Genomic DNA, 17,563 nt, shown 5'->3' on the forward strand with positions numbered 1-17,563 from the left:
CGCCCCGGGAGCCGCGTCGGACAGGCGCGGACCCCCAGTCCGCGACACGGAGGAGGAGAACGTGACCAGCACGACCGAGGCGGGCCGCGTGACCGGCACCGCCGACAAGGACTACAACCTGATCTGGTACGTGGAGGCCTGCCTGAACAACGCGCTGCGCCTCGAGTCGTACATCGAGGACGCGGAGCGGGAGAAGGACACCGAGGTGGTCGAGCTGTTCCGCAAGGCACAGGCCGACAGCCGCAAGGGGGCCGACCTCGGCAAGGAACTCCTGCGCCGGCGTCTGAGCGACTGACGGCGCCCCCGGGCCGCGCGCGGTCCGGGAGAACATCGCACGCTCCGTTCCCGGCACAGCGCCATTGTGGGCACGGTCCGGGCCGTCACGCGAACCGGAGGACGGGCCCCGGGCGCGCCGGGGACGACAAGGGTGTGGGCACACACGGACGAGAACGACGAAGGCAAGGAGGACCAGTCCTCCTTGCCTGTCTCAACGTATAGCGCACCGGGGGGCTTGCGGCAAGACCCTCCCCGTGCCGCAGAATCGCCGACCGAAGCGAGAAGCAGCGGCAGAAACGCGCACATGGGGGTTGAGATGATCGACGTGATCGTCGTCGGAGGCGGACCGACCGGCTTGATGCTGGCGAGCGAACTGCGGCTGGCCGGAGTGGACACGGTCGTGCTGGAGAAGCTCACGGAGCCCACCGGGGAGTCCCGGGGACAGGGCCTGCACGCCCGCAGCGTCGAGGTGATGGACCAGCGCGGCCTGCTGGACCGGTTCCTCGCGGTCAGCGAGAAATTCCAGGTCGGCGGACTCTTCGGCGGCATCATGAAACCGTGGCCGGACAGCCTGGACACGGCACACGCGTACGGCGTCGCCACCCCGCAGCCGGTCACCGAGCGCATCCTCCAGGAGCGCGCGCTGGAACTCGGCACCGACATCCGGCGCGGCGGCGAACTGGTCGGGCTCGACCAGGACGAGGACGGCGTGAGCGCGGAACTGGCGGACGGCACCCGGCTGCGCGCCCGGTACCTCGTCGGCTGCGACGGCGGCCGCAGCGTGGTGCGCAAGCTGATCGGCGTCGGGTTCCCCGGCGAGCCCGCCACCGTCGAGACACTGCTGGGCGAGATGGCGGCGACCGAGGATCCGGCGACGATCACCGCCGTCGTCGAGAAGGTCCGCAGGACCGAACTCCGCTTCGGTCTCGCCCCGTTGGAGGGCGGGAACTACCGCGTCCTCGTACCCGCCGACGGTGTGGCGGAGGACCGCACGACCCCGCCGACCCTGGACGAGTTCAAACGGCAACTACGGGCCTTCGCGGGCACCGACTTCGGTGTCCACTCACCGCGCTGGCTCTCCCGGTTCGGCGACGCCACCCGGCAGGCCGAGCAGTACCGGGTCGGCCGGGTGCTGCTGGCCGGCGACGCGGCGCACATCCACCCGCCGACCGGCGGCCAGGGCCTCAACCTCGGTGTGCAGGACGCCTTCAACCTGGGCTGGAAGCTGGCCGCCGAGGTCGACGGCCGGGCGCCGGAAGGGCTGTTGGACACCTACCACGCCGAACGGCACCCCGTGGCCGCCCGCGTGCTGGCCAACACCCGCGCCCAGATGACCCTGCTGGGGTCCGAGCCGGGCCCGACCGCGCTGCGGGAGCTGCTCTCGACGCTGATGGACTTCGAGGAGGTCAACCGGTACGTGACCGGGATGATCACCGGGGTCGACGTCCGCTACGACCTCGGCGACGGTCACGACCTGCTCGGCCGCCGGATGCGGGACCTGCGGCTGAAGCGAGGGCGCCTGTACGAGCTGATGCACGAGGGCCGCGGCCTGCTGCTCGACGGGAGCGGCGCGCTCTCGGTGGAGGGCTGGGCGGACCGGGTCGACCATGTGGTCGACACCACCGAGGAGCTGGACGTGTCCGCGGTCCTCCTGCGGCCCGACGGCCACGTCGCATGGGCCGGCGAGGACCGGCGGGAACTGCGTGAGGCGCTCGCCCTCTGGTTCGGCGCCGCGACGGCCTGACAGGATGCCGCGATGACCCCGCCTCCCGCGGTCCGCCCGTACCGGCCCGAGGACCTCGACGCCGTCCACGACATCTGCGTCCGTACCGCTCACAACGGTGGCGACAGCCGTCCCCACTACACGGACCCCGACGTCTTCCCGGCGACCTTCGCCACCCCGTACACCGCGCTGGAGCCGGAGCTGGCCTTCGTGCTGGACGACGGCCGCGGGCGGGCGGTCGGCTACATCCTCGGCACCGCGGACACTCCCGCGTTCGTCGAGGCCTTCCGTACGCGATGGTTGCCCCGGGTCAGCGAGCGCTTCCCGCCGCCGGTCGGCCCGGCGACCACGCCCGACGCGGAGATCGTCCGGCTGCTGCACCACCCCGAGCGCATGGTCCTGCCCGAACTCGCCCCCTATCCCGCCCACTTGCACATCGACCTGCTCCCCGACCGGCAGGGCCGGGGCCACGGCCGGGACCTCATGCGCACCTTCCTGCACGCCCTGCGCACCCGAGGCGTCCCGGCCGTCCACCTCTCCATGCTCACCACCAACACACCGGCCCGCGCCTTCTACGACCGCCTGGGCTTCCACGAGATCGAGGTACCGGATCCCGGCCCGGTGACCTACCTCGGCCGTACGACAGCGGATCGGTGAGGACCGTCCGCTGCCGGTGACCGCGCCCCTGGGACCGTGGGGGACACTTCGGCCGCTTGCTGGTACCCGGGGTACCAGCGGCATGTCATCCCCCGGTGTCCACCGGGCGGACGACCGCTGTGCGGCTGCCGTGCCTCTCGCGTGTCCGACGGCGACCGCGCAGCAGCACGCGCAGGGTGCCCGGCATCGGCGGGGACACGGGACCGCGCAGCAGACGGGCGCCACGGGCGTACGCCGCGTCCGCGGTCAGCAGCTCGATCCCGACGACCGAGTCCAGGAGCACCCCGCCGGGACCCTCCCCGAGGACGGGCAGGTCGCGGGCGGCTCGCAGGCGGACGCGGGCCGCCTCGACCTGGTCCTCCACCAACTCCCGTACGCCCGCCGACTCCCGGCCCGCCGCGAGGTCCTCGGCCGTCACCGAGAAGCGCGCCAGCGTCTCGGCCGGGATGCCCAGCCGGCCTTCCGGCAGGTCCTCGGCCAGGTCGTTGACGAAGTCCAGCCGCTGACTGCCCTCCATCAGCGTCCGGCACGCCGCCCGGAACCCTCCGTCGTCGTCGGACTCCGGGCCCAGCAGCGAGGCGACCAGCATGAACGCGGGCAGCGAATAGGCGTCCACATAGGCCTGGTAGTCGGCCTCGGTGGCGAAGCCGGTGAACTCCAGATCGGTGGTGGCGGTGGACAGATACTCCTCGACCGTCGCCCGCAGCCGCGGGTACGCCTGCGCGGTGTGCAGCAGCGTCCGGATCAGCGGGTCGTCGCTCGTCCCGGAGTCCAGCCCCTCGCGCACCCGCCGCTCCCACGACGCCCACGCCGCGATCCGCTGCGGCTTCGGGCCGGTGTCCAGCAGGTCGTCCCCGTGGTGCATCACCGCCGTCGCCGCCACGGCATGGGGCAACAACCGCCGGGGCAGCAGCAGCCGGGCCGCGAGGTACGAGGTGCGCCGGGCACGCGCCACCAGGTCCCGCTGTTCGCCGTAGTCCTTCCGCAACCCCGGCTCCCGGACGCCCGCCGCGTCCAGACTCCGTCTCCACACGCTCATGCGCCGATCGTAGATGCGGTCCGTCCGACGGTGCACATGGCGAGGGAGCCGCCCGACATCGATGTCGGGCGGCTCCCCGGCCTGTCGTGCGTGGTGCCCTACTTCTGCTTCCACGCCCAGTGCAGCCGGTCGAGGCCGCTCTGGTTGTTTACCTTCAGGCTCAGGCGGGTGCCCGTGCCCTGGAGGGTGGTGAGGGAGTAGGTGTCACCGTTGCGCAGACCCGGCCAGTAGACCGAGCCCAGGCCCAGCTCCCGGATGACGTCGGTCGCGGCCTGGATGTAGGCGACCTCGTTGGAGCCGTTGACCGGGCCGTTGTAGTCCAGGCCGGTCGTCATGGAGGCGCCGAACTCGTCGAGGATCGTGCGCGAGGCACAGGTGCCGATGCGCTCCTTGAAGTCGGCCTTCCACTGGTCGACGCTGGTCCAGTCGGTGTGCCAGAAGCCGTAGTTGTGCAGGGCGATCCGGGTGCCGTCGAGCCGCTTGTCGGCGCAGACCGGCTTGACGTCCTCGCTGTACTTGTAGCCGCCGATGAGAACCCGGTCGCGGGGGACGGAGCGGTGCTTGCCCAGCCAGCGGGCGGCCACGTCGCGCCATTCCTGCGAGGTGTAGCCGAACGGCTCGTTCATCGGCTCGAAGTACACCTTGCCGTTGCGGCCGTACGCGGAGGTGATGCGCGCCCACATCCGGTCCCAGGAGGCCTGGTCGTCGATCTTGCCGTCCTTGGCGTTGTCGGCCTCCCAGTAGCCCAGGATGACCTTGAAGCCCTTGGCGGTGGCGGCGTCGATCGCGGCCCGGTACGACTTCCAGAACGGGCCGTTCACGGAGGTGGGGTTCACCGGCAGGCGGACCGTGTTGGCGCCCAGCTCGGCGAACCCGCCGACGATCGCCCGGGACTTGGCGTACGTCGTGGCGTAGTCGTCGGTGGTGGACAGCCCCGAGGGCACGACCGCGTCGTCGGCGTAGTTGTCGCGCGGGTCGGCCCAGTTGACTCCGCGGAATGCACTGACCGGCGGCGGCGAGGCGTGGCGGGCGGCGGCTGCGGGAGCGGCGGACGCGGGGGAGGCGAGGACTCCGCCGAATGCCGTGACGCCGGCCAGCGATGCCGCGAGGCAGGCTGTCCCGCGATGGTTCTTTCGTGGCACCAGATCCCTTTCTGACAGTTGCGTCCGCGAAACCCGGCTGTGCAGGTCGGCGGCTCTGTGGCTCCCGCAACGTAGAAGAGATCTCGAACAGAGGTCAACACATCTGCACACCAAATTTCATCAAGAACACAGAATCACTGGCTGCCGAAGGCCAGTTGGGAGCCCGTGAGCCGGACCCGGATGCCGTCCTCCTCCACGCGAACGTCGCGCAGCCGCACATGTCCGCGCTCGGGTTCCGGCAGTTCGAAGGAGAGGGAGAGCCGGTCGGCGAGCACCGGCCGGGTGAGCCGGGACAGGGCGTCGAGGAGGTCGGCGTCGAGGCCCAGATCGCGCAGGACGGCGGGGTTGTCCAGGGCCAGGTCGATGAGGTTGAGCCCCCTGGCCTGGCGCGCGAAGTTCGGGGATCCGGTCAGCTCGGCGAGTTTGCCCTCGTCGGCCAGGGCCTCGCGGGCGGTGGCGTCCGACATGCCGAGCCGCCTGACGATCGCCGGCACCGACAGCAGCGCCTTCGCCCTGCGGGTCTCCCGGGCGAGGTCGGCGGAGGCCTTCGGCGTCAGATGCAGTCCGTCCGAGGCGCGCGTGCCGGGGCGGTACGTGGCCAGGTCCCCGATGTCCAGGCGCATGCCGCCGATCTCCGTGGCGATGCCCCGCTCGCCCTGCCGCCGGATCGTGGCCTCGGCGCGCAGCCGCAGATCCCGCCCGGCGACCGGCAGGGTGCCACGGGCCCGGACCCGGTCACGGCCCTCGCCGGTGAACGTCACCTGGGAGGCGCCGAGTTCGCGGTTGAGATCGGCGAACGACAGCAGCACGTCACCGTCGAGTCGCGGCACCCGCGCGCCGCGCACGGACGTCAGCCCCTCGGCGTCCAGCCGTATGTCATGGGCCGTCGCCGACACCTTCGCCAGCGACACCCGGTCGGCCGCCACGTCCGGCACGGTCAGCCGTACCGAGTCCAGCCGCCGGTCGGCGAGTTGGGTGAGGAAGGGGAAACCGCCGATCTCCACCTCGGGCGCCGCGGCCAGGTCCAGCCGGTCCTCCAGGGCGTCGGCCGCCCTGTGTTCCGCGTACAGCACCGCCCACCGGTCCGCGAGGCCGGCGAACGCGGCGAGAACCACCAGTCCCACGACCGCCTTCGCCGCCAGCGGGAGCCCGGCGAACCGTCCCCTGCGCCGCCGTCCGCCCCGCCGGTGCACCGGTGGAGTCCACTCCGGCTCCTGCTCCTCCTCCTCGCCGCGTCCGGTGGTGTCCTCGTCGAAGAACTCCTCCAGGGACGTCACTTCGAGTGGCCCGTCGTCGAGGGTGCCGAGTTCCTCGTAGGGGTCGCGCAGGGCGGCGGGACGATCGTCGGAGAACTGATGCGGATCTGTGCGGTGGGGGGAGCGCATCGACTCATCCGAACATGTCCACCACCCCCGCCCGCAACCTGAACCCCGGGGATGCGATGTAGTTCACGATCGCGACGGGGTCGCGCGAGAGGCCCGCCATGGCGGACGCGGCCGCTGACCGACTGTCACCGATGGTGCGCGTTCCCGTACAGTCCGTGCTGCGCCCTTCAGGGGATCGATGGATCAGTGGATCAGGGGGAAGACAGATGGACACCGAAGCCGGTCCCGAGCTGATCGATCTGCTGACGCAGGTCCGCGAACGGCTCGGCGGGGTCGCGGCGTTCCGCCTCGGGCCGAAGCCCACCGTCCTCGTCACCGACCCGCAGGCGGTCCGCGAGGTCCTCGTCGTGCGGCCGGAGCGCTACGTCAAACGCTCGCACCGTGCCCGCCTGCTGATCGGCGACGGTCTCCTGGCCGCCGACGGCGCGGCATGGAAGCGGCAACGCCGGACGCTGCAGTCCCAGTTCACCGGCACCGGGATGCGCCGCTACGAACAGCGGATCACCGCCGCCGCCCGCACCACCGCGGCACGCTGGGACGCGTACGCCCGCACCGGCGAGACCTTCGACCTCGGCCAGGAGATGCGCCGCTTCGCCCTGGACACCATCTGGCGCTCCCTCACCGGCCACGCCCTCGACGACGAGACCGAGCGCGAACTGGCGGCCGTGGAGGCCGTGGGGGCCGCCCTGCCGGCCCTGCCCGCCGACGCCGACGAGGCCCGGGACGCCATCGCCGCCGAACTCGCCCGCATCGACGCGGTCGCCCGGCGCGCCATCGACGCCGCCCGCGGCGGTGCGGCGGGTCCGCACGGTCCGGGACTGCTGCATGTGCTGACCGAGGCCTCCGCCGAGCACCCCGAGTACACCGACCGGCTGATCCGCGACGAGTTCGTCACCCTGCTGGCGGCCGGACACGAGACCACCGCCACCACCCTGACCTGGCTCCACCTGCTCCTCGACCGGCACCCGGAAGCCCGCGCACAGGCGCTCGCCGCCGGCGACGAGGGCTCCACGCAGCGCCGACAGGCCGTCCAGGCCCTCGTCCACGAGACGCTCCGCCTCTACCCGTCCGCCTGGATCCTGGCCCGGCACGCCGCCGAGGACGACGTCCTCGGCGGTCACACCGTCGAGGCGGGCTCCGACCTCCTGGTCTGCCCCTACCTCACCCATCGCGATCCCGACCTGTGGCCCGACCCCGAACGCTTCGACCCCCGGCGCTTCACCTCCCCGGGCGGCCGCCCCACCCACCCGGGCGCCTACTTCCCCTTCGGCATCGGTCCCCGCGCCTGTCTCGGCCTCCAGTTCGCGCTGCGTGAGTCGACCGTCCTTCTCGAACACCTGCTGCCGGCCCATCTCCCGGTCTTCCACTCGGACCCCCCGAAGGCCGTCCACGGCATCACCGTCCGCCCCGACGGCCCCACACCCGTGAGCCTGAAACCGCCCCGGGGCTGAGCAGGCGCGCACCGGCCCGAGCCGGGCACCGGCCTGCCCCGGCGACCTGCCCGGTCCGGCTCAGGCGCCGGCCGGGCCGTAGCGGGCCGCCGGCGCCCCGGTGTTCAGGGCCCAGTACCGGTCGCCGTAGGACCAGTGCCACCACTGCGAGGGGTGGTTGGTGAGACCGGCCGTGCTCAGGGCGGCGGACAGGGTACGGCGGTTGCGGCGGGCGGCGGCGGTGATGTTCGCGGCGGCCGTGCGGCAGGCGCCGTCGCTCTCCTCCGGGGTCGCGTTCACCGCGGTGCCGAGGTCGAGTTCGTCACCCGCGGCCGAGCACAGCGTCACATCGACGGCGGCGCCCGTGACATGCGGGTCCAGCCCGGCCGCGCACCGGTCGACGTACCGCTGTTGCGGGGCGAGCGGGCGGTAGCCCTCCGTGACCAGCAGGCACAGTCCCTCGGGCAGCAGCCGGGCGGCGCGGGCCAGCCGCCACGCGACCCCCTCACGCAGCAGGGCGTATGACCCCGCCGGATCGGCGAGCCGGGCGTCGACCCGGAGGAACGACAACTCCCGCATGTCCACCAGGGGTTCATGGGACTCGTGCACCGGGACATCGGCCACGCGGGGGTCGCTCATGAGGATGATCTCCGACATCTCGGTCCTGTGGGAGGTGGCGCGGCGCGCCGAGACGCCCCCGGGACCGGTCCGACGACCGCCCCGGGGGCTCCCCCGTGGGTGTGGCTCTCGTGGCGCGACGCCGGCTACTTCTTGGGCGTCACGTAGCCGACGACGTCACCGGCCTTGGTGTTGTACCGGGTGCGCTGGTAGACGCCCTCGGTGCCGCCCTTGCCGTTCTTGGTGGTGTTCCCCTCGATGGTCGTCAGCGCCTTGGTCTTGGGGTTGTAGCCGATGACGATGCCGATGTGGTCGACGTCCCAACCGTTGTTCCCGAGGCTCGGCGTGCCGCCGTCCCAGTCGTAGAGCACCGCGTCCCCGACCTTCGGGACGTAGGAGCCCCGGGCGTGCCAGGTGCCGATGGACTTGCGGGCCCGGTAGAAGGAACCGGCGAAGGCGTCGGTGCCCTTCTGCCGGGCGCCGGAGTTCTTCCAGACGTAGCGGACGAAGTCGGCGCACCAGTTGTTGGTGCGCCACTGCAGCCCGCCGACCTTCTTGCACTTGCCGACCGACCCGCTCTTCGGGGCGGTGGCGACAGCGCTGTAGTAGTTGCAGTTGCCGGTCATCTCGCGGTTGCGCGGCGACAGCTTCACCTGCTGCTGTGCCTTGGCCTTGATGGCCGTCTGGAGCGAGGCCGCCGCGGCGGCGGAGGACGACCGCGGTGACGCCGTCGCGGCCGAGGCCGCCTCCGCGGTGAGCGCTCCGCCCGCGAGGGCCGAGATCAGCAGCAGAGCGGCGGCGCGCCGCGCGGGCCTGCCGGCCCTGCCGGGCGCGACGGTGTCGGTCCCGGTGGTGTCGAGTTCGGTGGTGTGGAGCTTGCTCGTGCTGGACATCGGAAGTCCTTTCCCCGTGGAATCCCCGTTGGCGCCGGGGGAGTCCGGGTGGCTCCCGTTCCCCTCCGACACCAAGAAGCTTCGCGGGGCCTTCTACAACTTCCCTTCAGGTCTTCTTGACGTCCTCGCGGGCCCTTCTTGAAGCGGCTCCCGCGCCTCGTGCACCTCGTACGCGGTGAACACCTCCGCGGCCTCCTCCCGCAGGGCGTCGGCCCCCTTCCCGTCGCCGAGGCGGTCCCGCAGCTCCGCGAGGGAGCGCAGGGTACGGGCCCGGGGCAGCGGAAGCCGGAGGATGTCCCAGAGCGCGACGGACTCGGTGAGATGGGCCTCAGCCTCGGAAAGCCGCCCGTCGGCCAAGGCGCATTCACCGAGGGTGCGCCGGACGAGCGCCTCACCCCACCGGTCGCCGTACGCCCGGCACACGTCGAGCAGTCCGGCCAGGTCCGCCGCCGCCTCCCGGGTGCGCCCGAGCCGCAGACGTGCCTTCGCGCGCGCCTGCGCGGCGTACGCGCTCATCAGACGGTCGCCGAACCGCTGGAGGATCGCCAGGGCCCGGCCGGAGAGCTCCTCGGCCGCCTCGTACTCGCCGAGCGCGCGGTGCAGCAGCCCGTACGTCCGCAGCGCGAGCGCCTCGCCGCGCCGGCTGCCGAGACGGCGGTAGGCCGCCAGGGACTCGTCGACGAGGGCACGGGCGGCCGTGTACTCGCCGAGTTCGAGATGGACCGACCCGGCGAGACGGCAGGCCAGACCGAGCCCGGCGGTGTCGTCGAGCCGTCTGAAGTCGTCGATGGCGCGGCTGAGTTCGCGCGCGGAGTCCCGCAGCCGGCCCTGTTCGCGGTAGGTGCCGCCCAGTCCGGCGAGGGCCGCCGCGTGTCCCCGGGTGTCGCCGAGCTCGGCGCACAACCGGACGGCCTGCCGGTAGTGGTCCACGGACTCGGTGAAGTCATCCTGCTCGTAACGGAGTTGGCCGAGCCCGATGAGCAGCAGGGCCTCCCCGGCGCGGTCCTCCGCGCGACGTACGGCGGCCAGCGCGGCCTCATGGGTGCGCGACCACGAGTCGAAGCGGTTGTTGACGATGTAGGCGGACGAACAGAGGGTCACCGCGGCCTCGCGGGCGAGGGCGTGCAGGTCCATGGCGGCGGCCCGCTCGACGGCGGCGGCGATCGCCCCGGCCTCCGAGGCGAACCACGCGGCCGGGTCGGCCAGCACCTGCTCGGCGGCCCGTTCGCCGACCGGCCACAGCGTGCTCGGGTCCTGGAGCACCACCTCCCCGGAGGGACCCGCGGCCGTCGCCCGTGCGGTGAGCCACAGCCAGGCGCCCAGCGCACGCCCGAGGGCGGCGGCCCGTTCGGCACGCGGCTCCTCCGCCTCGGCCCGCTCGGCCGCGTACACCCGCACCAGGTCGTGCAGCCCGAAACGCGACTGCCCGGCCCGGTCGACGCCGGTGAAGTGCAGCAACTGCGCGTCGATGAGCCGGTCCACGACGTTCTCGGCGTCCTCGGCGTCCGGCAGGTCCAGCAGCGCGGCCACCGTCCAGGCGGCCACGTCGGGCGCGCCGAGCAGACCGAGCCGACGCAGGGCGGTACGGCCGAGGGGATCGAGCGCGTCGTAGCTGAGCCCGAGACCGGTGCGCACCTCCAGGTCGCCGACGGTGAGTTCGTCGAGGCGGCGGCGCTCGTCGGCGAGCCGGTCGGCGAGCATACGAGGCGTCCAGTGGCGGCGGGTGGCGAGGCGGGCCCCGGCGATGCGCAGGGCCAGGGGCAGTCCGCCGCAGAGGGCGACGATCCGGCGTGCCGCGTCGGTGTCGCTGCGGACGTGGTCGCTCCCGGCGATCCTGGCGAGCAGCTCGCAGCCCAACTCGTCGTCCAGCACGTCGAGTCCGGTACGGGCCGCGCCGTCGAGGCCCGCCAGTCGGGCGCGCGAGGTGATCAGCACGCCGCAGCTCGCACTGCCGGGCAGCAGGGGGCGCACCTGCGCCTCGCTGCCCGCGTCGTCGAGGACCAGCAGCACCCGGCGGCGGGCGAGCAGACTGCGGAACAGGTCCCCGCGTTCGGCCGGGTCCTCGGGCGGCTCGGTGCCCAGCGCGCGCAGCAGCCGGGCCAGCACCTCGGCGGGCGGCACCGGATCGCTGAAGCCGTGCAGCTCGGCGTAGAGCTGGCCGTCGGGGTAGTCGGCGGCGACCCGGTGCGCGACCTGTACGGCGAACGCGGACTTCCCGACGCCACCGGGCCCGGAGACGACCGCGACCGGCATCGCCTCCCGTGGCCCGGTCAACAGGGCGGACATGTCGTCGAGTTGCCCCTCCCGGCCGGTGAAGTCACCGATGGCGGGTGGCAGGAGGGCGGCACGCACGAGAGCACCGGACCGGTCCGGAGCCGGGTGGACGGTGGGGCCGGCCTCACGGTGGGAGCCGTCGGTGTGCTGGGCCGACCCGGGGCGGTCGGGTGAAGCCGCTCCGTCGTGATCGGTGGTCTCGGTGTGTCGTGCGGAGTCCTGGCGGCCCGCCGAACGCGGACGGCGTGTGCGGTCCTCTCCGTCGGGGCGAGCCGGGTGGCGCGGTGTGTCCGTCCGGTGGGGCCGGCCCTGCGCCGGGGCGGTGGGCGGCATCAGTCCCGGGTCGGACCGCAGGATCGCCTCGTGCAGCCGGCGTAACCCCGGGCCCGGGTCGATGCCCAGTTCGTCGGCGAGCACGGCGCGTCCCTCCGCGTACGCGGCGAGCGCGTCGGCCTGCCGGCCCAGCCGGTAGAGCGTGAGCATCAGATGCCCGCGCAGCCGTTCGCGTGTGGGGTGCGTGCCGACCAGCGCCGTCAGCTCGGCGACCAGGTGCTGTTCGTGGCCGGGGGAGGCGAGGTCGGCGGATATCCGGTCCTCCAGGGCGGCCTGCCGCGCCTCCTCCAACCGCTCGGCCTCGACACGTAACGCTCGCCCCACTCCGCCGAGCGCCGACCCACGCCACAACTCCAGTGCCTGACCCAGGAGTTCGGAGGCACCCGGATGATCGCCGGTGGCCGCCCGGTCGCGCCCCGCCGCCGTGAGCCGCTCGAAGTCCCGCAGGTCGAGCCGGTCCCGGTCGCCGTCCACCCGCAGCAGATAGCCGGGCGGGCGGGTCTCGATCCCCTCGGCTCCGGTCGGCAGCGCGCGCCGCAGTCCGGAGACGTACGTCTGGACGAGGGCGCGTGCGGAGTCCGGCGGCTCGTCGCCCCAGACCGTGTCGATCAGCGCTCCGGCGGAGACCACCCGCCCCGGTCGCAGCAGCAACGCGGCCAGCAGCGCGCGGGGTTTCGGCCCGCCGAGCGGGATGCGGCGGCCGCCGGTCCAGACCTCGACCGGGCCGAGCAGTCGGTACTCAAGGCTCACGTCGCCCCCGTTTCCGCAGCATTGCGCGTGCATGCCAAGTGTTGGCAAGCTCGGCATCGTACGCATCCGGTATAGGGCGGGTCACGGACGACATGCGAGCCTCTTCCGGACCTGTTGCCATTCCGTCGCTTCCCGCGGGCTCGTCCGACACGTCGGCAAGGGCCCTGATGCGCGAATTCGGCACGGACTCGCCTCCGGTTTCGGCCCGTGGCCCCGGTCGACGGCGTAGCGTTCGGCGGGCCGACGCCTGACGAGGAGCCGCTCGTGACCACCCCTGAAGCGACGACCCCGCACCCCCGCAACTCGGGCCTGCGGGTCGACCTCAACCCGGCCGCCGCCGTCGCGCGCAACGCCCGCCACCAGGGCGCCTCCGTCGTCATCCGCTATCCGGGCGGTGACCTCACCTACGCCGAACTCGACGACCGGGCCGCCCGCCTGGCCACCGTCCTGGCCCGCGGCGGGGTCGGCGACGGGGACCGGGTCGCCCACCTCGGCCTCAACAGCAGTTCCTTCCTCGTCGTCCTGCTGGCCGCCCACCGGCTGGGGGCCGTCTTCGTCCCGGTCAACTTCCGTCTGGAGAAGGCCGAGTTGGAGGCCGTCCTCGTGCGCAGCGGCGCCACCGCCCTCGTCTGCGAGGAGGGGCACCGGGCCGGCGTCGACGAGATCCGTGACCGGACCGCTCTCACCCGGTTCCTCCTGGTGGACGACGACCCCGAGGCGCCGACCGGGGGCGCGCCCGGCTGGGAGCCCTGGGCGCCCCTCCTCGCGGACGCCCCGCCCACGGCCTCCGTGGTCGCGAAGACCGCCGACGACCCGGCGATCCTGATGTTCACCTCGGGCACCACCGGGACGCCCAAGGGCGTCCTCCTCACCCACGGGAACGTCTGGTGGAACGGGGTGAACGTGGATCTCCGGCTCGACACCCGCCGCGGCGACGTCACCTATGCCGTCGCCCCGCTGTTCCACATCGGCACCCTGAACAGCTTCGTGCTCCGGACCCTGGTGCGCGGGGGCACGGTGGTCGTCAGCCGGGGGTTCGACCCGGGGCGGTGCCTCGACGACCTGGTCACCCACCGGGTCAACTCCATGTTCGGGGTCCCCCAGATGTTCGCCGCCATGGCGAGACAACCCGGGATGTTCGACCGGGACCTGAGCCGTCTGCGGTCGGTCGTGGTCGCGGGCGCGCCGGTGCCGCCCTCGCTCATCGAGCTCTACGCCCGGCACGGCGTCCTGCTCCAGCAGGCCTGGGGCCTGACCGAGACCGCGCCGTTCGCCACGCACCTGCCGGTGGAGCGCACCCTGGAGAAGATCGGTTCCGCGGGCATCGCCATGCCGTTCACCGAGGTCCGGGTCGTCGACGTGGTCACCAACGCCCCGCTCGGCCCTGGGGAACCGGGCGAGGTCGTCGTGCGCGGCCCCAACGTCACCGCCGGCTACTGGAACGACCCCGGCGCCACCCGCGTCGCCTTCGACGACGAGGGCTGGTTCCACTCGGGCGATGTCGGCCATCTGGACGAGGACGGCTGTCTCCACATCGTCGACCGGCTCAAGGACATGATCATCAGCGGCGGCGAGAACGTCTATCCCGCCGAGGTCGAGCGGGTCCTCGCCGCCATGCCGGGTGTCGTGGACGTCGCCGTCGTCGGCATCCCCGACGAGGAGTGGGGCGAGACCGTGCAGGCCGTCATGAGCCTGGACGGCACGTCGGAGATCACCCTGGAAACCGTCCACGCCTACGCGGCGGGCCGGCTGGCCCGGTACAAGCTGCCCACGCGCCTGACCGTCGTACCGGGCGTCCCGAGGAACGCCTCCGGAAAGCTGGACAAGGCCGGCGTCCGGCGCCTGGTCGAAGAGGCGGACTGAGGGCCCGACGCTCCCTCGTCGGACCCGACGTTCCCTCGTCGGACCCGACGTTCCCTCGTCGGACCCGACGTTCCCTCGTCGGACCCGACGCCCCCTCGTCCGGTCTTCCTTCTCGTGCCGACACGACGGAAGCCGCCGGGGCCGGTGTGCGGCGCCCGGCGTGCGGCGCGCGCAGGGACCCGGGTGCGGCTCCCGTCGTGGCGTCGGTCGGCGGTCAGAAGTCGTCCGGTGTCCTGACGCGCTCGCGGATCCAGACGCCCGCGGGCTTGAGGGAGGACGTGCCGGCCCACGGGCCGTTGCCGGCGCAGGTGCCCTGCTTGAAGACGGCACCGCTGCGGTGGTCGTCGGAGAAGTTCCAGTTGACCCAGCTGATCTTCTTGGCCGCCAGGAGATCGAGATAGCGCTGCGACATGGCGAAGTCGTTCGCGCCCTCACCCGCGTAGTTCTGGGTGCCGAACTCGGTGACGAAGACCGGTATCCGGTCGGCCGCGCGGGAGAGGGTCCGCAGGTACTCGTCCCGGTGCGAGTACGCGTAGAAGTGGAACGTGTACATGATGTTGGCCGCGTTCACCGGGTCGGCGACGATCTCGGACTCGTCCGCCCCGTCCGACACACCGAGCGAGGACCAGGCGCGGGTGCCGACCAGGATCGGGGTGTCCGGGTCCTTGGCCCGGATGACGGGGATGAGCTGCTCGGCGTAGCTCTTCACGCGGGACCAGCTCACGCCGCTCGGCTCGTTCGCGATCTCGTACAGCAGGTTGTTCTTGTCGCGGTGGCGCTGGGCGATCTCGGAGAAGAAGGTCTTGGCGCGGGCGAGGTTGTGGTGCGGGTCGCCCGGGTCGAGCATGTGCCAGTCGACGATGGCGTACATGCCACGGGCCGTGGCCTGCTCGACGGCCGAGTGGACCAGGTCGGTGAACCGGCGCGGATCGGTCTCGTAGCCGTCCTCCTGGATGTACATGGAGATGCGCAGGACGTCCGCTCGCCAGTCGGTGGCGAGGGCGTCGAGCGAGCCGCCGGTGACGCACTGGCTGTACCACTGGAGCCCGTGCGTGCTCATCCCACGGAGCTGGATCGTTTTTCCTCGCTGGTTGCAGAGCTTGGTGCCGCACACCCTGAGCTGTCCGTTGGCGGCGACAGGGGTCGTGGCGGACGGGGCCGCAGACGTGGTGGGGGGCGTGGTGGGACCGGACCGCGCGGACGCGGGGGTGAGGACGAGGCCGAAGAGCAGCAGCGCGGCGACGAGCAGAACGGATCGTGCCGGTCTCATGGGGGACTCCTGCCAACTGGTAGGAAACTTTCCTAACAGAAGGGGAATTAGCAGTTGGTCCGGACCTTTGCAAGAGATGTGGCAGCCCGCCGCCCCGTCAGCTCTCGGGGGCGTCCAGGCCGTTCACCAGTCCGCGCAGGACGGGGCCGTACTGCGGGTGGGCGAGGGCGAAGGCCATCTGGGCGACCAGGTAGTCGGCCGGGTTGCCGGTGTCGTACCAGCGGCCCTTGATGACCTGCCCGTACACCGCGCGGGTCGCGGCGTAGGCGTTGATGGCGTCGGTCAGATAGACCTCGCCCGTCCGGTGCTCGTACCAGCGGCGGGTCTGCTCGCGCAGCTCGTCGATGATGCCGGGGGTGACGACATAACCGCCGATGGCCGCGTACGCCGAGGGCGCGGCCGCGGGCTCGGGCTTCTCCACCAGGCCGGTGATGCGCAGCTGGCCGTCGCCGAGGTCCTCCTTGACGATGGGGACGCCGTAGCGCTGGGACTCGGTGGGGTCCATCGGGAGGAGGGCCAGCACCGGGCAGCCGGTCTGCTCGTAGGCGCGGATCAGCTGCTGGGCGCGGGGGACCTCGGCCACGAAGACGTCGTCGGGCCAGAGCACCAGCACCGGCTCGTCGCCGAAGGCGCGGGCGGCGTTCAGCACCGGGGTGCCGTTGCCGTACGGGCCGTACTGGTCGAGATAGGTGATGTGGCCCTGCCGGGCCAACTCCGCGACCTCCTCGACCGCGTCCGCGTAGGCCGTCTTGCCGTCCTCGCGGAGCTGCTCGACGAGGGCGGGGTTGGGCCGGAAGTGGTCCTGGATGAGGCTCTTGCCGCCGGAGACGACGATGGTGATGTCGGTGATGCCCGAGTTCACCAGCTCCCGCACGGTGTGCTCGACGACCGGCTTGTCGCCGACCGGCAGCATCTCCTTCGGGATCGCCTTGGTGAGGGGCAGCAGACGGGAACCGAGGCCGGCGGCGGGGATGACAGCCCTGCGAATCGTCGGGGACATCTCGTCTCTCTTGGTCGAGCGGCACACCGGACCGGTTGGCACGGCGACCGGGCCCACACCGTCGAGCGGCCCGTCGAAAGCCTACCCAGCCGGGCTCCCGCCCGTGCGCCGGGCCGGTGCCCACGGCCCGCCCGCCGCTCCGCCCGCCGACCTTGGTGATCGTTTATTCGATTGCCGTCGGTCCGTTCGGGCGTATAGGAACCTCGCATGCTGAGAGGTGCCAAGGTCGGGCTGAGGGCCCGGCACGAGGAAGACATCCCGACTCTGCGGGCCGAGCTGTACAACGACGTGGTCAACGCCTCGCGGGCCGAGGGCGGACCGTGGCGTCCGATGGGCCCCGCCTCGAAGGACTCGCGGCTCCTGGTGGACGACTCGGCGCAGGACCGCGTCCCGTTCTCCGTGGTGGAGTCGGAGGGCGGGACGCTGGTCGGTACCGCGGCGCTCTGGGGCATCGACACCCACAACCGGATCGCGCACATCGGGCTGGGGCTGCTGCCTGCCTCCCGCGGCAAGGGCTACGGCACGGACGTCGTCGCGGTCCTGTGCCACTACGGCTTCGTCGTCCGCGGCCTGCACCGGCTGCAGATCGAGACACTGGCGGACAACGCCGCGATGCTGGGCGCCGCCGAGCGCAACGGCTTCGTCCGTGAGGGCGTGCTGCGCGCCCATGCCTGGGTGATGGGCGAGTACCTGGACGAGGTGGTGCTGGGACTCCTCGCCCAGGAGTGGAAGCCGGACCCGACGGACCGGTGACCGGCCGGGCGCGGGCCTGGGGTCTGTTGTGAAAGTGCTGGTCACAGCTCTTCGTTGATGGTTGCGACCAGCACGGTCGCTTCGAAGCGGAGGGCGAGTTTGTCGTAACGAGTGGCGACGGCCCGGTGGCGCCTGAGGCGGTTGATCCCGCACTCGA

The 17,563-nt window shown here is 72.4% G+C and carries 14 protein-coding genes and 1 pseudogene; 6 read left to right on the forward strand and 9 right to left on the reverse strand.

Annotated elements, in window-relative coordinates:
- Positions 1-61 precede the first annotated feature (61 nt).
- From ACZ52C_RS31880 to ACZ52C_RS31890, 3 genes are all read left to right on the forward strand, one after another.
- On the forward strand, positions 62-295 hold the full coding sequence (locus tag ACZ52C_RS31880) for a hypothetical protein (RefSeq protein WP_469077996.1): 234 nt from the start codon (positions 62-64) through the stop codon (positions 293-295).
- A 297-nt stretch (positions 296-592) separates the two neighbouring features.
- Complete coding sequence (gene rox, locus ACZ52C_RS31885; RefSeq protein ID WP_469078020.1) at positions 593-2,020, forward strand: rifampin monooxygenase; 1,428 nt, start codon at positions 593-595, stop codon at positions 2,018-2,020.
- Positions 2,021-2,032: 12 nt separating this feature from the next.
- Positions 2,033-2,656, forward strand: a complete 624-nt coding sequence (locus ACZ52C_RS31890; protein ID WP_469077997.1) for a GNAT family N-acetyltransferase — start codon at positions 2,033-2,035, stop codon at positions 2,654-2,656.
- Between the two features lie 85 nt (positions 2,657-2,741).
- On the opposite strand, the gene ACZ52C_RS31895 is transcribed toward ACZ52C_RS31890, so the two are convergent.
- From ACZ52C_RS31895 to ACZ52C_RS31905, 3 genes are all read right to left on the reverse strand, one after another.
- Positions 2,742-3,695, reverse strand: coding sequence for a squalene/phytoene synthase family protein (locus ACZ52C_RS31895; protein WP_469077998.1), 954 nt, complete (start codon positions 3,693-3,695; stop codon positions 2,742-2,744).
- A 98-nt stretch (positions 3,696-3,793) separates the two neighbouring features.
- A complete protein-coding gene (locus ACZ52C_RS31900) occupies positions 3,794-4,837 on the reverse strand; it encodes a glycoside hydrolase family 5 protein (RefSeq protein ID WP_469077999.1) in 1,044 nt (347 codons plus the stop codon).
- 134 nt (positions 4,838-4,971) lie between these two features.
- Complete coding sequence (locus ACZ52C_RS31905) at positions 4,972-6,222, reverse strand: LmeA family phospholipid-binding protein (RefSeq protein ID WP_469078000.1); 1,251 nt, start codon at positions 6,220-6,222, stop codon at positions 4,972-4,974.
- 206 nt (positions 6,223-6,428) lie between these two features.
- On the opposite strand from ACZ52C_RS31905, the gene ACZ52C_RS31910 reads away from it, so the two are divergent.
- Entirely contained in the window at positions 6,429-7,673 is a 1,245-nt protein-coding gene (locus ACZ52C_RS31910) for a cytochrome P450 (RefSeq protein ID WP_469078001.1), read from the forward strand.
- 60 nt (positions 7,674-7,733) lie between these two features.
- Here the strand turns inward: ACZ52C_RS31910 and ACZ52C_RS31915 are convergent, their stop codons facing one another.
- The 3 genes from ACZ52C_RS31915 to ACZ52C_RS31925 form a co-directional block, all read right to left on the reverse strand.
- The gene (locus ACZ52C_RS31915; RefSeq protein ID WP_469078002.1) at positions 7,734-8,309 is read right to left on the reverse strand and encodes a M15 family metallopeptidase; all 576 of its coding nucleotides are present in this window, start codon (positions 8,307-8,309) and stop codon (positions 7,734-7,736) included.
- A gap of 107 nt (positions 8,310-8,416) precedes the next feature.
- Entirely contained in the window at positions 8,417-9,163 is a 747-nt protein-coding gene (locus tag ACZ52C_RS31920; protein ID WP_469078003.1) for a CHAP domain-containing protein, read from the reverse strand.
- 93 nt (positions 9,164-9,256) lie between these two features.
- Positions 9,257-12,520: an AfsR/SARP family transcriptional regulator gene (locus ACZ52C_RS31925; protein ID WP_469078004.1), complete on the reverse strand. Its 3,264-nt coding sequence runs from the start codon at positions 12,518-12,520 to the stop codon at positions 9,257-9,259.
- 264 nt (positions 12,521-12,784) lie between these two features.
- Between ACZ52C_RS31925 and ACZ52C_RS31930 the strand changes: the two genes are divergently transcribed.
- Complete coding sequence (locus ACZ52C_RS31930) at positions 12,785-14,383, forward strand: acyl-CoA synthetase (protein WP_469078005.1); 1,599 nt, start codon at positions 12,785-12,787, stop codon at positions 14,381-14,383.
- Between the two features lie 214 nt (positions 14,384-14,597).
- On the opposite strand, the gene ACZ52C_RS31935 is transcribed toward ACZ52C_RS31930, so the two are convergent.
- Together ACZ52C_RS31935 and ACZ52C_RS31940 are read right to left on the reverse strand one after the other, a co-directional pair.
- On the reverse strand, positions 14,598-15,653 hold the full coding sequence (locus ACZ52C_RS31935) for a glycoside hydrolase family 5 protein (RefSeq protein WP_469078006.1): 1,056 nt from the start codon (positions 15,651-15,653) through the stop codon (positions 14,598-14,600).
- A gap of 97 nt (positions 15,654-15,750) precedes the next feature.
- Positions 15,751-16,653, reverse strand: coding sequence for a UTP--glucose-1-phosphate uridylyltransferase (locus ACZ52C_RS31940; protein WP_469078007.1), 903 nt, complete (start codon positions 16,651-16,653; stop codon positions 15,751-15,753).
- A gap of 207 nt (positions 16,654-16,860) precedes the next feature.
- Between ACZ52C_RS31940 and ACZ52C_RS31945 the strand changes: the two genes are divergently transcribed.
- Positions 16,861-17,406, forward strand: a complete 546-nt coding sequence (locus ACZ52C_RS31945) for a GNAT family N-acetyltransferase (protein ID WP_469078008.1) — start codon at positions 16,861-16,863, stop codon at positions 17,404-17,406.
- Positions 17,407-17,447: 41 nt separating this feature from the next.
- Here ACZ52C_RS31945 and ACZ52C_RS31950 read toward each other — a convergent pair.
- Positions 17,448-17,563: pseudogene (locus tag ACZ52C_RS31950) on the reverse strand (IS5 family transposase); the annotation flags it as partial.

This window comes from Streptomyces sp. NPDC034049 (assembly GCF_055575575.1).